The organism is Microbaculum marinisediminis (genome assembly GCF_025397915.1).
In the GTDB taxonomy this organism is placed as follows: domain Bacteria; phylum Pseudomonadota; class Alphaproteobacteria; order Rhizobiales; family Tepidamorphaceae; genus Microbaculum; species Microbaculum marinisediminis.
Genome location: NZ_JALIDZ010000002.1, coordinates 150,949 through 169,218 on the forward strand (window position 1 = coordinate 150,949; position 18,270 = coordinate 169,218).

General features: G+C 67.9%; 15 protein-coding genes. 6 read left to right on the forward strand and 9 right to left on the reverse strand.

Annotated features, from left to right (window positions below; translation table 11 throughout):
* The first annotated feature begins 47 nt into the window (after nucleotides 1-47).
* On the forward strand, nucleotides 48-1,220 hold the full coding sequence (locus MUB46_RS04065) for a DUF2865 domain-containing protein (RefSeq protein ID WP_261614601.1): 1,173 nt from the start codon (nucleotides 48-50) through the stop codon (nucleotides 1,218-1,220).
* On the opposite strand, the gene gltX is transcribed toward MUB46_RS04065, so the two are convergent.
* From gltX to MUB46_RS04095, 6 genes are all read right to left on the reverse strand, one after another.
* The gene (gene gltX, locus MUB46_RS04070; RefSeq protein ID WP_261614602.1) at nucleotides 1,192-2,532 is read right to left on the reverse strand and encodes a glutamate--tRNA ligase; all 1,341 of its coding nucleotides are present in this window, start codon (nucleotides 2,530-2,532) and stop codon (nucleotides 1,192-1,194) included. The two genes, MUB46_RS04065 and gltX, sit on opposite strands and share 29 nt — an antisense overlap.
* A 17-nt stretch (nucleotides 2,533-2,549) precedes the next feature.
* Nucleotides 2,550-4,217 carry an NAD+ synthase gene (locus MUB46_RS04075; RefSeq protein WP_261614603.1) on the reverse strand — a complete coding sequence of 556 codons (1,668 nt, stop codon included), beginning with the start codon at nucleotides 4,215-4,217 and terminating at the stop codon, nucleotides 2,550-2,552.
* Between the two features lie 64 nt (nucleotides 4,218-4,281).
* Nucleotides 4,282-4,872 carry an NUDIX domain-containing protein gene (locus MUB46_RS04080; RefSeq protein ID WP_261614604.1) on the reverse strand — a complete coding sequence of 197 codons (591 nt, stop codon included), beginning with the start codon at nucleotides 4,870-4,872 and terminating at the stop codon, nucleotides 4,282-4,284.
* A gap of 77 nt (nucleotides 4,873-4,949) precedes the next feature.
* Nucleotides 4,950-5,744 (reverse strand): DODA-type extradiol aromatic ring-opening family dioxygenase, encoded by a 795-nt coding sequence (locus tag MUB46_RS04085; RefSeq protein ID WP_261614605.1) that lies wholly within the window; start codon nucleotides 5,742-5,744, stop codon nucleotides 4,950-4,952.
* A gap of 153 nt (nucleotides 5,745-5,897) precedes the next feature.
* A complete protein-coding gene (locus MUB46_RS04090) occupies nucleotides 5,898-6,317 on the reverse strand; it encodes a GFA family protein (protein WP_261614606.1) in 420 nt (139 codons plus the stop codon).
* Between the two features lie 3 nt (nucleotides 6,318-6,320).
* Entirely contained in the window at nucleotides 6,321-7,715 is a 1,395-nt protein-coding gene (locus MUB46_RS04095) for a class II 3-deoxy-7-phosphoheptulonate synthase (protein WP_261614607.1), read from the reverse strand.
* 152 nt (nucleotides 7,716-7,867) lie between these two features.
* On the opposite strand from MUB46_RS04095, the gene MUB46_RS04100 reads away from it, so the two are divergent.
* The 3 genes from MUB46_RS04100 to MUB46_RS04110 are packed head-to-tail and all read left to right on the forward strand — an operon-like array spanning nucleotide 7,868 to nucleotide 11,177.
* Nucleotides 7,868-8,587, forward strand: a complete 720-nt coding sequence (locus MUB46_RS04100) for a VIT1/CCC1 transporter family protein (protein ID WP_261614608.1) — start codon at nucleotides 7,868-7,870, stop codon at nucleotides 8,585-8,587.
* A 49-nt stretch (nucleotides 8,588-8,636) separates the two neighbouring features.
* Nucleotides 8,637-9,932, forward strand: a complete 1,296-nt coding sequence (locus MUB46_RS04105) for an MFS transporter (protein ID WP_261614609.1) — start codon at nucleotides 8,637-8,639, stop codon at nucleotides 9,930-9,932.
* 51 nt (nucleotides 9,933-9,983) lie between these two features.
* Entirely contained in the window at nucleotides 9,984-11,177 is a 1,194-nt protein-coding gene (locus tag MUB46_RS04110) for a carboxylate-amine ligase (protein ID WP_261614610.1), read from the forward strand.
* Between the two features lie 29 nt (nucleotides 11,178-11,206).
* Here the strand turns inward: MUB46_RS04110 and MUB46_RS04115 are convergent, their stop codons facing one another.
* Nucleotides 11,207-12,829: a DUF1254 domain-containing protein gene (locus MUB46_RS04115; RefSeq protein WP_261614611.1), complete on the reverse strand. Its 1,623-nt coding sequence runs from the start codon at nucleotides 12,827-12,829 to the stop codon at nucleotides 11,207-11,209.
* Between the two features lie 256 nt (nucleotides 12,830-13,085).
* Between MUB46_RS04115 and MUB46_RS04120 the strand changes: the two genes are divergently transcribed.
* Complete coding sequence (locus MUB46_RS04120) at nucleotides 13,086-14,330, forward strand: MFS transporter (protein ID WP_261614612.1); 1,245 nt, start codon at nucleotides 13,086-13,088, stop codon at nucleotides 14,328-14,330.
* A gap of 70 nt (nucleotides 14,331-14,400) precedes the next feature.
* On the opposite strand, the gene gor is transcribed toward MUB46_RS04120, so the two are convergent.
* Together gor and rpiA are read right to left on the reverse strand one after the other, a co-directional pair.
* Nucleotides 14,401-15,789, reverse strand: coding sequence for a glutathione-disulfide reductase (gene gor, locus MUB46_RS04125; RefSeq protein ID WP_261614613.1), 1,389 nt, complete (start codon nucleotides 15,787-15,789; stop codon nucleotides 14,401-14,403).
* Between the two features lie 22 nt (nucleotides 15,790-15,811).
* Nucleotides 15,812-16,513, reverse strand: a complete 702-nt coding sequence (gene rpiA / locus MUB46_RS04130; protein ID WP_261614995.1) for a ribose-5-phosphate isomerase RpiA — start codon at nucleotides 16,511-16,513, stop codon at nucleotides 15,812-15,814.
* A 362-nt stretch (nucleotides 16,514-16,875) separates the two neighbouring features.
* Between rpiA and MUB46_RS04135 the strand changes: the two genes are divergently transcribed.
* Nucleotides 16,876-18,207, forward strand: coding sequence for a glycerophosphodiester phosphodiesterase family protein (locus MUB46_RS04135; protein WP_261614614.1), 1,332 nt, complete (start codon nucleotides 16,876-16,878; stop codon nucleotides 18,205-18,207).
* Nucleotides 18,208-18,270 lie beyond the last annotated feature (63 nt).

Below are 18,270 nucleotides of genomic sequence, written 5' to 3' on the forward strand. Positions count from 1 at the left end.
GTCGATCCGGGCAGGCAAAACCACCAGACTCCGCAGGGACAGACAGGGTGTTCAGCGTTCGCCATTCCGTTTCAGGATTCGCCCGAGCGGTTCTTCCGGCCATTTCGGGCCTGTTCATGTCGGGGCTGGTCGCCACGAGCGGCGCGCTGGCGCAGGACTATTCCCTGTGCGTCAAGCTCGAGGCGCGGCTGGTCGACCTCGAACGCGGCGCGATGGGCGCCTCGCCGGTGACCATCCAGCGCTACAACTCCGACATCGTCGAGCAGCAGCGGATGCTGAACGTGGCGCGCCGGCAGGCGGCGCGGGCGGGATGCGCCCAGCAGAAGGGCTTCCTGTTCTTCCGCCCGCAGCGCCCGGCCGGATGCGGCGAGCACGACGCGATCATCAACCGGCTGGAAACGAACCTGCAGCGCCTGCAGGGCCAGCGCCGCAACCTGATGCCGGTCAACACGGGCGTGAACGAGGGCGAGCGGCGGCGCCTTCTGGCGATGCTCGGCGACAATCGGTGCGGCCCGCAATACGAGCGCTACGCGACGCGGCGCAGCGGCGGGATGTTCGAGTTCTTCAACCGCGACTACACGCGCGATCCCTACGTACGCGATCCCTACATGATGGAGCCCTCCGGCGGCGTGGGCTTCTACGGCACCTACCGGACGCTGTGCGTGCGCACCTGCGACGGGTTCTTCTGGCCGATCAGCTTCTCCACCGTGCAGGGCCGTTTCGACATGGATGCCCAGATGTGCCAGGCGAGCTGTCCAACCTCGGACGTCGCGCTGTACGTCCACCGCAATCCCGGCGAGGGGCCCGAAGAGGCGATTTCCCTCTTCGGCGAGCCGATCTCGATGCTGCCGAACGCCTTCCGCTTCCGCAACGAGTTCGTCAACGACTGCAGCTGCAAGGCGGGCGTGCAGACCGCCGCGCTCGGCGAGCGCGTCGTCGTCTCCCTGCCCGGGCGCGACGGGACGATGATCCTTGGCGGCACGGCGGCGGGCCGGGGCCTCGTCGCCGAGGAGCCGGAGCCGCTGCCGACCGCGGCCATGTCGATCCCCGTCCCCCGCAACCGGCCGGGCAACGAGCCGCCGGTGGCCGGCAGCATCGCCACGGTGACGGGAATGGAGGACTATATCGCGGTGTCGGCGCCGAAGGTCGGTGTGGTCGCCGGCAAGTCCGTGCGCATCGTCGGGCCGGGCTTCACCCTTTACCGGTCAGGCGAAGAATAGCCTTTTCGCGGCCGATCAGCGGCAGCATCGCCTTCAGCTCCGGACCGTGCTCGACGCCGGTCAGGGCCAGCCGCAGCGGCCTGAACAGCGCCTTGCCGGACCGGCCGGTCTCCCGCTTCACCGCGCCGACCCAGGACGCGTAGACGTCGTCAGGCCAGGGATCGGCCGGCAGCAGGCCCGCGGCGGTCTCCAGGAACGCTCGGTCCTCACCCGTGATCGGGGCGGCGACCGGCCCCTCGACACGCCGCCACCAGTCGAGCGCGTCGGACACCTTGTCGAGGTTCGGCCGCACCGCAAGCCAGAACGCCTCGCCGCCGCCGATGCCCATCTCGTCCAGCCGGCCGGCAACGGCGTCATACGGCAGGTCGGTGACGAGGCGGTGGTTGAGACCGACGAGCTCGGCCGGATCGAAGGTCGCCGGCGCGCGCGACAGCTTGTCGAGAGCGACGATCCCGGCAAGGGCGTCGAGCGAGGCCACCGGCTGGACGGATTCGGACGAACCGATCAGCACCGCCAGGCTCGCCACCGCCATCGGCTCGTAGCCGTCGGCACGGAGGCTGCGCAGCGACAGGGCGCCGGTGCGCTTGGACAGCCCCTCCCCGCCGGCGGCGACGAGCAGGTTGTGATGGGCGAAAACCGGGGGCGTCGCGCCCAGCGCCTCGAAGATCTCGATCTGCACCGCGGTGTTGGTGACGTGGTCCTCGCCGCGGATGACGTGGGTCACGCCCAGGTCGGCATCGTCGGCCACGCTCGGCAGCGTGTAGAGATAGCTGCCGTCGCCGCGGATCAGCACCGGATCGGACAGCGAACCGGCGGCATAGTGCTGCGCGCCCCGGCACAGGTCGTCCCAGGTCACGGCGCGGTCTTCCAGCAGGAAACGCCAGTGCGGCTGCCTGCCTTCGGCCTCGAACGCCGCCCGGTCCGCGTCGGTCAGGCTACGGGCCGCGCGGTCGTAGACCGGGGGCTGATGGCGGGCGAGCTGGCGCTTGCGGCGGCGCTCCAGCTCCTCCGGCGTCTCGTAGCAGGGATAGAGCCGGTCGAGGCCGCGCAGCCGGTCGGCGGCGGCATCGTGGATATCGCGCCGCTCCGACTGCCGGACGATCAGGTCCGGCACGATGCCGAGCCAGGCGAGATCCTCGACGATAGCGTCGGCGAACTCCGGCCTGCTGCGCTCGGTATCGGTGTCGTCGAGGCGCAAGATGAAGCGGCCGCCGTGGCGGCGCGCGAAGAGCCAGTTCAGCAGCGCCGTGCGGGCATTGCCGATATGCAGGTAGCCGGTGGGCGACGGCGCGAAGCGGACGGTTACGGACATCGTGGTGGCAAAGGTCCTCACATCGCGGTGTCGCGATAGCGGTTGACGATCGGGTAGCGCCGGTCGCGACCGAAGTTCTTGCGGGTGATCTTGATGCCGGGCGGCGCCTGACGGCGCTTGTACTCGGCGACATAGAGCATGTTCTCGATCCGCTTCACCGTCTCCACTTCGTGGCCGCGCGCGACGATCTCGGAGACAGACATCTCGTTCTCCACGAGGCACTCGAGGATGTCGTCGAGCATGTCGTAGGGCGGCAGCGTGTCCTGATCGGTCTGGTCGGGCTTGAGCTCCGCCGACGGCGCCTTGTCGATGATGTTCGTCGGGATCACCGGATGGTCGGGGCCCAGGCACCCCTGGGGGCGGTTGGCGTTGCGCCAGGCGGCGAGCCGGTAGACCTCGGTCTTGTAGAGGTCCTTGATCGGATTGAAGCCGCCGTTCATGTCGCCGTAGAGCGTCGAATAGCCCACCGACATCTCCGACTTGTTGCCGGTGGTGACCACCATCGGCCCGAACTTGTTGGAGATCGCCATCAGCGTGGTGCCGCGGGCGCGCGACTGCAGGTTCTCCTCGGTGGTATCGGCGGGCAGCGCGTCGAACAGCGGCGACAGCGCCGCCGTGAAGCCGTCGACGGGCGCGACGATCGAGACGCTGTCGTAGCGCACGCCGAGTGCCTCGGCGCAGTCGGCGGCGTCGGTCAGCGAGGCGCTGGAGGTGTAGCGGTAGGGCATCATCACGCAGTGGACGCGCTCGGGCCCCAGCGCATCGACCGCCATCGCGGCGCAGATCGCCGAGTCGATGCCGCCCGACAGCCCGAGCACCACGCCCGGAAATCCGGTCTTGTCGACGTAGTCGCGCAGGCCGTTCACGCAGGCGAGCCACATCAGCTCGTCATTGTCCCCGAGCGGGGCCATCGGCCCGTCGACGCAGCGCCAGCCCTCGCCGCGATCGCGCTTCCACCGGGTAATCGCGACACCTTCCTCGAAGGCCGGCATCTGGAAGGCGAGCGTGCGGTCGGCGTGCAGGCCGAAGGAGGCGCCGTCGAAGATCAGCTCGTCCTGGCCGCCGAGCTGGTTGACATAGATGAGCGGCAGGTTGGATTCGGTGACGCGCTGGACGACGACGTTGAGGCGCAGGTCGTGCTTGTATTTCCACCACGGCGAGCCGTTGGGGACGATCAGCAGTTCGGCGCCGCTTTCCTCCAGGCACTCGACGACCTCGTCCTCCCAGATGTCCTCGCAGACCGGCACCCCGAGCCGGACGCCGCGAAAGGGCACGGGACCGGGCAGCGGGCCGGGCGCGAACACGCGCTTCTCGTCGAACGGGCCGTAGTTGGGCAGGTCGACCTTGAAGCGGGTCGCCGCCACCCTGCCCTCCTCGAGCAGGCAGAAGGCGTTGTAGGTCTTCACGTCCTCGTGCCAGGGCGCGCCGATGAGCACGGCCGGACCGCCATCGGCGGTGTCGGCGGCCAGAGCCTCCACGGCGTCGCGGCAGGCCTGCTGAAAGGCCGGCTTCAGCACCAGATCCTCCGGCGGATAGCCGGAGATGAACAGTTCCGTGAACACGACGAGGTCGGCGCCCAATTCCGCCGCCTCGGCCCGGGCCTTGCGCGCAAGCGCCAGATTGCCGGCGATGTCGCCGACGATCGGGTTGAGCTGCGCGCAGGCGATCGCAAGTTCGTTCGTCATGACGCCGACCAATCCTGTCCCCATTCCCGCCTGTCCGGTCCCCGGCTCGCCCGCATGCGGGCCGTCAACCGGCGAACAGATCCGGCCGCCGCGCCTTCAGCCGGAACACCGCGATCGCCGATTTCGCGTCGACGATGTCGCCGTTTTCCGTCATGCGGGCGATGTCGGCCATCGGAAGCTCGTGGACCTCGATCATCTCCCCTTCGTGATCCAGGCCACCGGTCGCCGCGGGCGGCGGTCCCTCGTAGGTTCCCCAGAAGAGATGCACGCATTCGCGGACGATTCCGGGAGAGGACAGTAAATCGCCGAGCGATTCAAGCGCCTGGATCGCGATTCCCGCCTCTTCCTGCGCCTCCTTCACGGCGCAGCGCGGCGGCGGGTCGCCGCCGAGCAGGCCGCCCGGGACCTCCCACAGCCAGCCGTCGCCGCCGTCGAGAAGGGGCGAGAGGCGGAACTGGCGGATCAGCAGCCCGACCTTGCGGTCCGGATCGACCGGCAGGATCGCGGCGACATGACCGTGGAAATGGACCTCGCGGTCGAACCGCAGCAGCCTGCCGTGCCAGGGCGCCTCGACCGTATAGCGGGTCAGCCTGACGAAGCCGTCGTAGACGGTCTCCTCGTCGACGATGCGCGGGCCGTCCTGCGCCTTGCCCATATCCGCCTCCCCGGTGATGGCGGGTCCTGCGTAGCGGGCGGGCGATCCAAGGGCAAGGGCGGGGCGTGCGATCGGCCCTAGTCGAACGCGAACGCGTCCAATTCCAGCGCGCCGAACTGGTGGCTCTCGTGGATGCGGTGGCCCTTCGGCCTGGCGCCGGCCGCGCCGAGCGCCACGTAGAGCGGCATTAGATGCTCGTCGGTCGGGTGGTTCTCCACCGCGAAGGGCGCCTTGGTGCGGTAGGCGACAAGATCGTCGACCGCGCCGGCCTCGATGCGCGGCACCATCCAGTCGACGAAGGCCGACACCCAGTCCGGGCGCTCCGCGTCGACGGCACCCCGTCTCAGGTTCTGAAACGCCTCGTGGAGATTGTGGGTGAAGGAGCCGGAGCCGACGATCAGCACGCCCTCGTCGCGCAACGGCGCCAGCGCCTCGCCGAGCCGGTAGTGGTGCGCGGCGCTCGCGCCCGGCTGCACCGAGAGCTGGGCGACGGGGATATCGGCGCCGGGGTAGAGCAGCATCAGCGGCACCCAGGTGCCGTGGTCGTAGCCGCGCTTGCGCACGATCGCGGGCGCCAGGTCGGCGTCCGAAAGCAATGCGGCAACGCGCTCGGCCAGCGCCGGATCGCCGGGGGCGGGATAGGTGAGCGTGTAGAGCTCGTCCTCGAAGCCGCCGAAATCGTAGATCATGTCGGGCGCCGGATCGGCGACGACCGCGGGGCGGTCGGTTTCGAAATGCGCCGATACCGACAGGATCGCCGTGGGACGCTCGATACTCTCGGCGTAGTCGGCGAGGAATTGCCGCGCGGGCGTATCGTACAAAATCAGGTTCGGCGCACCGTGCGACACGAACAGCGAAGGCATCGCGGCCATGGGTCATCTCCGCATCCAGAAGCGATGACGACTATTTATTGTTCTCGAATGGACGATAAAGACGGGAAAACTGCACGATTTGTTGATGAAAGCGCAACAATCGCCACGGTCCGGCTCGCCCGATAACTCCCTGGCCGGTCAGCCCCTGGCCGCTTAGTCCCTGGGCGGCCTCCCGTCATATTGCGGCAAGCCGTCGGAGATTTCGTAATAGTCGCCCTTTTCGGCGACGAAGATATGCCCCCAGGGCGTCAGCCCCGTCGGCGTGTCCAGCGAGCCGGCCATCACCGAAATCGACGTGGCGTCATGCCCGCGCCAGAACAGGTGGGAGCCGCAGACCTTGCAGAACTGGCGCACAGCGTCGGGCGTGGCCTGCCAGTCGCCGAGATTTTCCGCGCCGGTTACGGACAGGCGGTCCAGCGGCACGGATGTCGCCGAGACGATATGGCCCGACTGCCGGCGGCAGCTTTCGCAATGGCAGAAGACCACCGGGCGCAACGGCCCGCGCAGCACGTAGGAAACGGCCCCGCAGGCGCAGCGCCCCCGGTGGATCTCATCCTGCGGGGCGGCGCTCACGCATCACAACCCGACGGCCGCACCGCTGTCGATCTTCGGCCGGCCGCGCGAGGCGCGCTCCTGCTTCAGGCCCTCGGCGACCAGGAACGCGAGTTCCAGCGACTGGTCGGCGTTGAGACGCGGATCGCAGTGGGTGTGGTAGCGATCCGACAGGTCCGCCTCCGAGATCGCCCGGGCGCCGCCGGTGCATTCGGTGACGTTCTGGCCGGTCATCTCGATATGGATGCCGCCGGCGTGCGAGCCCTCGGCCTGGTGCACGGAGAAGAAGTTGCGCACCTCCTGCAAGACCCGGTCGAACGGCCGGGTCTTGTAGCCACCCGCGGCGACGGTGTTGCCGTGCATCGGGTCGCAGGACCACACGACGGTGCGGCCTTCCTGCTGCACCTTGCGGATCAGCGCCGGCAGGTAGTCGAACACCTTATCGGCGCCGAAGCGGCAGATGAGCGTCAGCCGGCCGGCCTCGTCCTCGGGGTTGAGGATGTCGATCAGCCTGATCAGCTCGTCGGCGTCCAGGCTCGGGCCACATTTCAGGCCGATCGGGTTCTTGATGCCGCGGCAGAACTCGATATGGGCGTGATCAGGCTGACGCGTGCGGTCGCCGATCCAGACCATGTGGCCCGACGTGTCGTACCAGTCGCCGCTGGTGGAATCGACGCGGGTCAGCGCCTGTTCGTAGCCGAGCAGCAGCGCCTCGTGGCTGGTGAAGAAATCGGTCGAGCGGAATTGCGGGGTCGCGTCGGCGGTCACGCCGCACGCGCGCATGAAGTCAAGCGACTCCGAAATGCGGTCGGCGATTTCCTTGTAATGGTGGCCTTGCGGAGACCCCGAAACGAAACCCAGCGTCCAGCTGTGGACGTGTTCGAGGTTGGCATAGCCGCCCTGGGAGAAGGCGCGCAGCAGGTTCTGTGTGGCCGCCGCCTGGCGATAGGCCTGCAGCATCCGGTCCGGATCGGGGATACGCGCCTCGGGCGTGAATTCCGGCGCGTTGATGATGTCGCCGCGGTAGCTCGGCAGCTCGACATCGCCCTGCTTCTCGACGGACGAGGAGCGCGGCTTGGCGAACTGGCCGCCGATGCGCCCGACCTTCACCACCGGCATCGCCGCGGCAAAGGTCAGCACCACCGACATCTGCAGGAAGACCCGGAAGAAGTCGCGGATGTTGTCGGCGTGATGCTCGGCGAAACTCTCGGCGCAATCACCGCCCTGCAGCAGGAATCCTTCTCCGCCTGCGACGCGTCCAAGCTGCTGCTTCAGCTTGCGCGCCTCGCCTGCAAAAACGAGCGGGGGAAATCGCGACAGCGTGGCCTCGGCCTCGGCAAGGGCCTTGAGATCGGGATAATCGGGAACCTGCACGATCGGCTTCGACCGCCAGCTTTCGGGGCTCCATGTTTTCGCCATAACGCAAACCACTCGCTTTTTGTCGCAGTGCCGGCGGCATTCTCCAGTTTAACCGCCGATGCGGGCGGGTTATACACCCTGACCCACAGGGTGGCCAGTGTATCCGCCCCCTCGATCTAACCGGCGGTACGAAAACGCGAATTGGCGTCTGAATGAGGATCGAGCACGAGCATTCCGAAGCCGCGATCGAAAAGCGGCTCGCCGACGGACCGAAGATCAACTACCTGCGCGACTGGGTCTATGGCGGCATCGACGGCGCCGTGACCACCTTCGCCGTCGTGGCCGGTGCGGTCGGCGCCGAACTGTCGACCCGCGTGGTGCTGATCCTGGGCATCGCCAACCTGATCGCCGACGGCTTCTCGATGGCCGCCGCCAACTTCTCCGGCACACAGTCCGAGATCGAGGACTACGAGCGGCTGAAGGAGATGGAGGAGCGCCATATTAAGCTCTATCCCGACGGGGAGCGCCAGGAGATCCGCCAGATCTACCGCAACAAGGGCTTCACCGGCTCGAAGTTGGAGACGCTGGTCTCGCTGATCACCTCGCGAGACAAGAACTGGGTCGAAACGATGCTCATCGAGGAGCACGGCCTGGCGCCGATCCAGCGATCGCCGCTGAAGGCCGCGTTCTGGACGTTCGCAGCCTTCATCATCTGCGGCGCGGTGCCGCTGCTGCCGTTCGTCCTGTCGATGCCGAACGCACCGATCCTGGCGACGGGGATGACGGCGCTCGTTTTTTTTGGCATCGGGTCGTTCAAGAGCCGGTGGTCGACGTATTCGTGGTGGCGTTCAGGCACGGAAACCCTGACCATCGGCATGACAGCGGCGATGCTTGCCTATCTGGTGGGGCGCTTGCTCGAGTCCATCGTCTGAGGCCCGCGGCGATTCCTGCTGCCGCTCGCGAATATGGGAGCCGGTACCAATGAGATCCGCCCTCGCCTCGATCGCCGCGCTGCTGATCTCGGTGTTCATCCTGCTCACCGGATCGGGCCTGCAATCGACGCTCGTGCCGCTGGCGGCCACCGGATACAACTTTTCCGACCTGGCGATCGGCCTGATCGGCTCGTCCTACTTCGTCGGCATGATGATCGGCTGCTTCGCCGCGCCGTGGCTGATCCGGCACGCCGGCCATATCCGCACCTTCGGTGCCTGCACGGCGCTGGCGACGGGCGCGGCCATCTTGCACGCGCTCGTGGTGGAGCCGATCACCTGGAACATCCTGCGCTGCACCTCCGGCATCTGCTTTGCGGTGCTTTACGCGGTGATCGAGAGCTGGCTGAACGACAAGTCGGACAACTCCAACCGGGGCGGCGTGCTGGCCTTCTACAACGTCATCAACTTTGGCGGTATGGCGGCGGGCCAGCAGTTCCTCCGGCTGTATCCGCCGGCGGGCTTCCAGCTGTTCTCGCTGAGCGCGCTGATGATCTCGCTGGCGGCGATGCCGGTGGCGCTGACGCGGTCGAAGTCGCCGCCGGTTCCGGAATCGCCGCAGCTGCGGCTGCGCTGGCTGATGGCGCTGTCTCCGGTGGGCGTCGCCGGGGCATTCACGGTGGGCCTGGCGAACGGCGCGTTCTGGACCATCGGGCCGATCTACGCGAGCCTGCAGGGGCTAGGCGCGGGCGGCGCGGGTGACTTCATCACCGCATCGATCCTCGGCGCCGTCGCCGTGCTCTGGCCGGCGGGCCGTATTTCCGACCGCATGGACCGCCGCCATGTCATCGCCGCGTGCTGCGTCGTCGCAGGCGCCGCGGGCATCGGCCTTGCGATCGCGCCGGCCAATTCGCCGTGGCTTCTCTACGGGCTCGCCTTCCTGTTCGGCGCCGGGGCGATGCCGATCTACTCGCTGAGCTCGGCGCACACGGCCGACTACGCCGACGCCTCGGACATGGTGCAGGTCTCGACCGGGCTGCTGCTGATCTACACGGTCGGCGCGGTGGTGGGGCCGACGGCGGCAGCCGCGCTGGTCGAGGTCACCGTGCCCGGCGCCCTGTTCGCGCTGACGGCCGTGACCCATTTCGGCCTGCTGGCCCTGACCGTCTATCGCCTGACGCGCCGCGCCCCGGTCCCGCCGGAGGAGCGCGAGCCGTTCGTGCCCGTGCCGCGCACCTCGCCGGCGGTGGTGGAGCTCGATCCGCGCGTTCCCGTCGAGGACGAGGAATACGAGCACATCGACGATTCCGGCAGCGGCACGGTGACGCCGGGGCAACATCCGACCTGACGGCGCAACGCCACGCTGGCCAAGGACGCCCGGGGAAGGCAAGATCGGTCCATGAGCGCCAGCGAACCCAGCTTCACCATCGGGGTCGAGGAGGAATATCTGCTCGTCGACCGGCAGACGCGCGACCTCGCCGTCGACCCGCCGCGGGCGCTGATGGACCGGTGCGAGGAGATCCTACCGAAGCGGGTGACGCCGGAGTTCCTGCGCTGCCAGATCGAGGTCGGCACGCCGGTCTGCGAACGGGTGGAGGACGCCAGGGCGGAGCTGGCGCATCTGCGGGGCACCATCGCCGCGGTGTCGGCCGACTACGACCTAGCCCCGATCGCCGCCTCGACCCATCCCTTCGCCACCTGGGCGAGCCAGCAGCATACCGACAAGGACCGCTACAACGCGCTGGCCCGCGACATCCAGATGGTGGTGCGGCGGATGCTGATCTGCGGCATGCACGTGCATGTGGCGATCGAGGACGAGGCGTTGCGGATCGACCTGTTCAACCAGCTTCCCTACTTCCTCCCCCACCTGCTGGCGCTGTCCACCTCCTCGCCGTTCTGGCAGGGCCACGAGACGGGGCTGAAGTCCTACCGGCTGTCGGTGTTCAAGGAGATGCCGCGCACCGGCCTGCCGGAATCCTTCGACAGCGAGGACGAATATCGCCGCACCGTCGACGTTCTGGTGCGCGCCGGCATGATCGAGGATGCCACCAAGGTCTGGTGGGACCTGCGCCCCTCGGCCCGGTTTCCCACGCTGGAGATGCGCATCGCCGACGTGTGCACGCGGCTCGACGACGCCATCGCGGTGGCGGCGCTGTTCCGCTGCCTGGCGCGCATGCTGTGGCGCCTGCGACGCGACAACCAGCGCTGGCGCCACTATTCGCGCTTCCTGATCGAGGAAAACCGCTGGCTGGCGCAGCGCCACGGCGCGGCGGGCCGGCTGATCGACTTCGGCAAGGGCTCGACCACGCCGTTCGGCGACCTGATGGAGGAAATCCTCGAGCTCATCCGCGAGGACGCGGCCCATTTCGGCTGCATCGCGGCGGTGGAGCACGCCCGCGCCATCGTCGCAGACGGCACCTCGGCCGACCGGCAGCTCGCCATCTGGCGGGAGGCCGTCGCCGACGGCATGGACCCGCGCCAGGCGCACCAGCGCGTGGTCGACCACCTGATCGCGGAGACGGTCGAAGGGATCCCCGACGCGCGGATGCGCCCCGTGGAAGCGCGCGGGCAACCGGCAGACCGGCCGCACTAGCCGGCCGGCCGCCGTTCATCAGCGCCGCATCAGTCGACCGGCTCGATCTCGGTCGGCCGCCAGGTCTTGTCGAAGAAGGACGGCAGCGGGCTGTAGAGACGCAGGATCGTGAACCAGCCCTTGTCCGGATCGGTCTGGATCCAGTTGCCCCGCGCCACGCCATCGGGTTTTTCCGGGCCGAAATAGACCGTGGTGACGCCGTCGGCACCGGCCTCGGCCGCCGGCGAGGGATACGCCTGACTGCCGGCGCGCGGGAATTTCTGCGGCGTCTGCAGCATCGAGCGGGTCTGGTTGTCGTAGAGCGTCAGCGACCAGAACTTGCCGGCCGGAATGTCCTTGGGCAGGGTCACCTTGTAGGTCTTCGCCCCGTCGAACGGGTTCCCGTTCGCGTCGAGAAAGCCCATCAGGTACTGCGAGCCGACGTCGGGGATGCGCATGATCATGCCCGGCGAGTCGAGCGTGTAGGCGTAGTAGAACGCCGTGCGTGAATCGAGCGTGCGCGCGCCGGTCGGCGGGAACGGCTTGAACATGCCGTCTTCGAACAGCGGCGGCGGGGTCTCGAAGAAGGCGCCGCCCTCGAACAGCATGTTTCCCCAATGGGAGTCGGGATAGTAGGCCCAGTCGGGATGCGAGACGGCGAAGCGCCAGTTGAGCGAGCGCCCCGCGGCGGCGCCGACCCCGGCGGCGTCGGTGAGGATCGCCTTCATGGACTCATCCGGCGCGAACGGCTTGCCGTGCACGATACCGATCGCGGCGAGCTGGCCGGCAAGCTCGACCTCGTAGCTGGTGGCCGGCTCCTGCTGGTAATTCTCGTTGATCAGCTCGAAGAAGCCGAAATCGCTCGGCGGGATCGTGTTGAACGCCTTTCCGCTCAGCTCGGTGAATGTCGTCTCCGGCGGCGGCGGATTGCCTTCAAGCCGGACCACGCCCTCCAGCGCGGTGGCGATGCTCGTGCCGAATCCGCCCGGCGTATAGGGATAGATCTTCAGGTTCGCCTTGATGGCCTCGACGGCCGGTGCCGGATCGTCGTCGACGAGATAGGTGCGGGCCGCATAGAGCAGGTAGTTCGTCCTGGCGTGCGCGACGAAGAACCCGCCTTCGGGCAGCGGCCCGTCATATCCGGGCGGGACCAGCAGATACTTGCCGCCGTGCCCGCGATCGGGGCCCGGAAAGCCGATGTCGACGACCCAGGAAAACCACATGTCGTTGATCGTGCCGAGGCCGTCCGCCGGCTGTTCGAGCACGACCGGCCCCTTGGTCAGGTCGATGACCGACATGTAGTAGACCGTGTCGGCGTTCGCGGTCAGGAACAGCGAGCTTGCATCCATCAGCGTGGAGAAGATGCCGACCTGGTTGTCCTTGACGCCGGCTTCGCGAAGGCCCTTAGCGATCGCCAGCGCCGAGGCCCCGCGGAAGCTGTTGTTGTAGACGGCCAGCGCATTGGCGAAGGCCATCGCATCGGCGACCTTCGCGGCCGTCTCGCTGGTCGGCGCACCATCCGTGAACTCGAGCCGGCCGAGGCTCGTTTCCATCGTGTCGGGCACGCCAAGCGACTTGACCGTCTCTTCGGAGACCTGCGCGGTTGCGGTGGCAGCGGGCAATACCAGCGCCGCAATCGCGCCGGCGCGCATCATGTTCAGAAGCACATTCATCGGGTCGCCTCCCTCGTGGTTTACGAGGCGTCTCCTCCGGTAAGGGCCTGGAGCGATTTCCCGAACGCCGAACGCCTACCGAAACAACCTCGTCGTGCCGGACCGGCCTATGCCTAGAAAAGGGAGGGTATTCGCCCGGCCGGCAGGACGCCACACCAAATATTAGCCACCTCAGACGCCACGCGAGCCGAAACATAGGGGGCATGCGCAGGCCCGATCTGTTCGCCGGGCCGGTCCGCGGCTAAAACGTATCGCCATGACCGCCGCCGCACTCGACCGTGCTCCCGCCCTGACGCTCTCGCGGATCGTCGGGCTTTGCGTGGCGCGGGTGTTCCTGTTCGCGACCTTCATGACGGTCGCCGCGGCCATTCCCCTGCTGAAGAGCGAATGGGATCTCACCGCGACCGCGGCCGGCGCGATCGTTACCAGCTTCACCGTCGGCTACGCCATCTCGCTGTTCATCTTCGCCTGGGCGACCGACCATTACGGGGCGAAGCGGATGGCGATCGTCTCGGCGATCGCGGCGGCTGCGACCAGCCTGCTGTTCGGCCTGCTGGCGCGCGACTGGTGGAGCGCCTTCCTGCTCTACGGGCTGGTCGGGCTCGCGCAGGGCGGGGTCTACACGCCGCTGATCGTGCTGTTCGCCGACGAGGCGCCGCCGCATGCGCGCGGCAACGCCATGGGCTGGCTGATCGGCTCGACCTCGGTCGGCTACGCCACCTCGCTGGGCGCGGTGGCCCTCGGCATCGCGATCGGGGGCTGGCGGATGGGGTTCATCCTCTCCAGCCTGCTGCCGATCATCGGCGCCGTTCTGCTGATCGCCTTCCTCAGACCGATCGAGAACCGGGTGCACGACCGCAGCGTCGACATGCGGGCGAGCGACCAGCTTCTGCGCAACCGGGAGGCCGGGCTGCTGGTCGCCGGCTATACCGCGCATTCGTGGGAGCTGCTGGGGATGTGGGCATGGATCCCGGCCTTCCTCGCCGCGAGCTTCGCGCTGGCCGGCGCGGCGGCGGCAAGCGCCACGATTTCCGGAGCCTACCTGTCGGGCTTCCTGCACCTGTTCGGCGCCACCGCCGCCTTCACCATGGGACGGCTGTCGGACCGGGCCGGCCGCAAGCCGGTGCTGGTCGGTCTGGCGTTCGCTGGCGCCATCCTGTCCTTCGTCATCGGCTGGATGGTGAGCGCGCCGCCGATCCTTCTGATCCCCGTCGCGCTCGCCTACGCCTTCGTCTGCCTAGGCGATTCACCGGTGCTGTCGACGGCGGTGGCCGAGGCGGTCCGGCCGGGCTATCTCGGCGCGGTGCTCGCCTGGCGCTCGCTGCTCGGCTTCGGCGCCGGCGCCATCGCGCCGATCGCCTTCGGGGCCGTGATCGACGCGACCAACGCGCCGGGGGGAACGCCGACCGTCTGGGGGCCGGCCTTCGTCATGCTCGGGATCGGAGGGGCGATCGCCACGGTGTGCGCGCTGGCGCTGAAAAGACGGGAAGCCGCGCGCTAGCGCCCTGCCCTGCCCGGCCGGACAGCCGCACGGGGCCCGGCCCCATGGCCATGGACGCGGGGCGCGAAAACTACTCCGCCGCGTCTTCGGCGGCCCAGCGGCTCGTCGGCGTGCGCATGGTGACGAGTTCCTCGGCCGCGCTGGGATGGACGGCGACGGTGGCGTCGAACTGGGCCTTTGTCGCCCCCATCTTCACCAGGATCCCGAGGACCTGGATCAGTTCGCCGGAATCCGGCCCCATCAGATGGCAGCCGACGACGATGCCGGAATCGGCATCGACGATCAGCTTGATCAGCATCTTCTCGTCGCGGTCGGTCAGCGTGAGCTTCATCGGACGGAAGCTGGTCTTGTAGATATCGAGGGCGCGGCAGCGCTCGCGCGCCTCCGCCTCGGTGAGCCCGACGGTGCCGATCTCGGGCGTCGAGAACACCGCGGTGGGGATCGACTCGTGGTCGATGGAAACGGGATTGGCGTTGAACACGGTCTCGGCGAAAGCATGGCCCTCGCGGATCGCGACCGGCGTGAGCTGGACGCGGTCGGTGACATCGCCCACGGCGTAGATCGAGTCGACGGACGTCTTGCCATAGGCATCGACCACGACATGGCCGTTCCAGCCCTGCTCGACGCCCGCTTCGGCCAGCCCCAGGCCTTCGACATTCGGCGTCCTGCCGATGGCGAACATGATCTGATCGGCCGCGAGACTGCGTCCGGACGCGGTGTGGCCGACCAGGCCGTCGGCGGTCTTCTCGATCGTCGTGAAGACGTCGCCGCAGACGACGTCGATACCGCGCTTGACCATCTCGGCGTGCAGGCCCGCGCGCAGGTCGTCGTCGAAGCCGCGAAGGATCTCCTCGCCGCGATAGAGCAGCGTGGTCTCGACACCCAACCCATTGAAAATGCCGGCGAACTCGACGGCAATATAGCCGCCGCCGGCGATCACGATGCGCTTCGGCAGCGCCTCGAGGTGGAACGCCTCGTTGGAGGAGAACACGTGCTCGATGCCGGGAAGCGTGCGGTCGTAGTTGGGATGGCCGCCGGTGGCGATCAGGATGTAACGGGCCGTGACGTCGCGGCCGAGATTGGCCAGATGCACGGTGTTGGGACCGCGCAGCTCGGCGCGGGTGTCGATGATCTCGACATTCGCGGCCTCGAGATTGCGCCGGTAGATGCCTTCGAGACGGGCGATCTCCCGGTCCTTGTTGGCAACCAGCGTGTTCCAGTCGAAGGCGGTCCCATCGACGCTCCAGCCGAAGCCCGCGGCTTCCTCGAACTCGTCGGGAAAGCGGCTGGCGTAGACGAACAGCTTCTTGGGCACGCAGCCGCGGATCACGCAGGTGCCGCCGACGCGGTATTCCTCTGCGACCGCCACCTTCGCGCCGTAGCCGGCCGCGATGCGCGCCGCGCGCACGCCGCCGGAACCGGCGCCGATGACGAACAGATCGTAGTCGAATTCAGTCATGGTGCGCCTGCCTCGGACGGTCTCAATCTTTGCCCATAACCCGGATCTCGTCGGCCCCGGCAATCACGGCGGCTGAACACAGGCCGATGAACAGGCCGTGCTCGACGACGCCGGGAATGCCGGACAGGGCGTCCGCCAGGGCTTCGGGATCGGGAATGGCCGACAGGTCGCAATCGTAGATCAGGTTGCCGCTGTCGGTGCGGAACGGGGCATCGGCGGCGCCCATGCGCAGGTGCAGCACCGGATCGAGCCCGAGCTTCCGCGCCGCCTTGTCGATGGCGATCGCGGTGGCGCGCTGGCCGAAGGGGATAACCTCGATGGGCAGCGGGAACGCACCGAGCCGCTCCACAACCTTGCTCGCGTCGGCGATGACGACCATGCGGGCGGACGCCGCCGCGACGATCTTCTCGCGCAGAAGCGCGCCGCCGCCGCCCTTGACGAGGCGCAGGGACCCGTCGAGCTCGTCGGCGCCATCGACGGTCAGATCGAGTTCCGGGGTCTCGTCGAGCGTCGTCAGCGGCACGCCGTGCTGGACGGCGAGCTTGTGGGTCGCCTCCGACGTCGGCACGCCGACCACGTCTAGGTGGCCCTTGCGGACACGCTCGCCGAGCCCGGCGACGAAATGCGCCGCCGTCGATCCGGTGCCGAGCCCGAGCTTCATGCCCGAGGTAACGAATGTCAGGGCCCGCTCCGCGGCGAGGCGCTTCTGGTTATCTGCCGACATGATCCGCCTGGTCAGTTGTCCCGGTTTCAGTCTCAATGGCGCCACCGAGCCCGGACGGTGGCCGTCCGCGGCGCCGGGCACGGCGCGCCCTTTCATCTGGAGCATTTCGACCGGGAAATCTACCTCCCCGGAACGAAAGGTCACGGCTCTTGGCCGAAACGGGCCGCCCACGCTCCCGGGACTCGCAACCGTCATCCCCGCGTGACCGAACGGCCACAAAAGCATCATCGCTCTCACACGGAAGCCGATTAGTCGAAATCCCGATCGGACTACACCGATCCGGGCCGAGCCGGGGGCTAAGCAGCCCTTGCCGGCCCGTTTTCCCTGATCAGAAGCCGTCCAGCCACGCAAGGACACTCGCAATGAACATATTCCTCAGATCCATCGTCATCGCCGGCGCGCTCGTCGGCACCGTGGCGATGACGCAGCCCGCCGACGCCGCCGGCAAGTATGACAGCGGACGCGGCAACGCCGATGCCGGGGCGCCGCGCGCCGGCGGCAAATGGAGCCGGAACAAGGACAAGGTGCAGCTCGGCCCGCGTCCCTACTACCTCGTCGACCAGATGACCGAGGGGCGGCTGAAGCGGAAGCTGCAGCAGTGCGCCAACCGCGAGTTCACCAAGCGCAAGTTCTCGATCGCCCATCGCGGCGCTCCCCTGCAGTTTCCCGAGCACACCGAGGAAAGCTATCGCGCCGCTGCGCGGATGGGCGCCGGCATCATCGAATGCGACGTGAGCTTCACCAAGGACGCCGAGCTCGTTTGCCGGCACTCGCAGTGCGACCTGCACCAGACCACCAATATCCTGGAAACGCCGCTGGCCTCGACCTGCGAGGTCGGCTTCCGGCCGGCCGAGTTCGACGCCAACGGCAACCGGATCAAGTCCGCGACGGCCAAGTGCTGCACGAGCGGCCTGACGCTCGCCGAGTTCAAGTCGCTGAAGGGCAAGATGGACGGCCGCAACACCAGCGCCACCACGGTCGAGGAGTACATGGCCGGCACGTCGAACTGGCGCACCGACCTCTATTCGACGGGCGCCACGCTGATGTCGCACAAGGAGAGCATCGAGCTGTTCAAGGAGCTCGGCGTCGAGATGACCCCGGAACTGAAGGGCGTCGACGGCGCCGTCGGCTTCGGCGACTCCGGCCTGACCCTGGAGACCTATGCCGCGAAGATGATCCAGGACTACATCGACGCCGGCGTCTCCCCGAAGAAGGTCTGGCCGCAGTCCTTCGGCTACGAGGCCATCGAGTACTGGCTCGACGAGTACCCGGCCTATGGCCGGCAGGCCGTCTTCCTCGACAGCCCCGCCGACGCCCTGTCCGGCAACACCCCGCCGTCGGTCGCCGATTTCGAGGCGCTGTACGACCAGGGACTGCGTGTCATCGCCGTGGCGATGCAGAATTTCGTCACGCTGGACGCCAACAACAACATCGTCCCCTCCGACTACGCCAAGAACGCCAAGGCGGCGGGCCTGAAGCTCATCGCCTGGACCACCGAGCGGTCGGGCCGCATCGTCGAGGATGTGCTGCCGGGGAGCGGCGGCTACTACCGGACGACGCTGGACGGGCTCTCGAACGACGGCGACATCATGACCACGATCGACGTGCTGGCGCGCGATGTCGGCCTGATCGGCCTGTTCTCCGACTGGCCGGCGACGACGACCTACTACGCCAACTGCATGGGCAAGAAATAACAAACGAAACGGGCGCCGGGATGACCCCGGCGCCCGCCTTCGAACTCAGTGTGTCGCGCCGTC

What these genes read in the sequence shown, in the direction of transcription:
- gltX (WP_261614602.1), bottom strand. Translation starts at nt 2,532, where the DNA reads ATGTCCGTAACCGTCCGCTTCGCGCCGTCGCCCACCGGCTACCTGCAT.
- MUB46_RS04075 (WP_261614603.1), bottom strand. Translation starts at nt 4,217, where the DNA reads ATGACGAACGAACTTGCGATCGCCTGCGCGCAGCTCAACCCGATCGTC.
- MUB46_RS04080 (WP_261614604.1), bottom strand. Translation starts at nt 4,872, where the DNA reads ATGGGCAAGGCGCAGGACGGCCCGCGCATCGTCGACGAGGAGACCGTC.
- MUB46_RS04085 (WP_261614605.1), bottom strand. Translation starts at nt 5,744, where the DNA reads ATGGCCGCGATGCCTTCGCTGTTCGTGTCGCACGGTGCGCCGAACCTG.
- MUB46_RS04095 (WP_261614607.1), bottom strand. Translation starts at nt 7,715, where the DNA reads ATGGCGAAAACATGGAGCCCCGAAAGCTGGCGGTCGAAGCCGATCGTG.
- MUB46_RS04100 (WP_261614608.1), top strand. Translation starts at nt 7,868, where the DNA reads ATGAGGATCGAGCACGAGCATTCCGAAGCCGCGATCGAAAAGCGGCTC.
- MUB46_RS04105 (WP_261614609.1), top strand. Translation starts at nt 8,637, where the DNA reads ATGAGATCCGCCCTCGCCTCGATCGCCGCGCTGCTGATCTCGGTGTTC.
- MUB46_RS04110 (WP_261614610.1), top strand. Translation starts at nt 9,984, where the DNA reads ATGAGCGCCAGCGAACCCAGCTTCACCATCGGGGTCGAGGAGGAATAT.
- MUB46_RS04115 (WP_261614611.1), bottom strand. Translation starts at nt 12,829, where the DNA reads ATGAATGTGCTTCTGAACATGATGCGCGCCGGCGCGATTGCGGCGCTG.
- MUB46_RS04120 (WP_261614612.1), top strand. Translation starts at nt 13,086, where the DNA reads ATGACCGCCGCCGCACTCGACCGTGCTCCCGCCCTGACGCTCTCGCGG.
- gor (WP_261614613.1), bottom strand. Translation starts at nt 15,789, where the DNA reads ATGACTGAATTCGACTACGATCTGTTCGTCATCGGCGCCGGTTCCGGC.
- rpiA (WP_261614995.1), bottom strand. Translation starts at nt 16,513, where the DNA reads ATGTCGGCAGATAACCAGAAGCGCCTCGCCGCGGAGCGGGCCCTGACA.
- MUB46_RS04135 (WP_261614614.1), top strand. Translation starts at nt 16,876, where the DNA reads ATGAACATATTCCTCAGATCCATCGTCATCGCCGGCGCGCTCGTCGGC.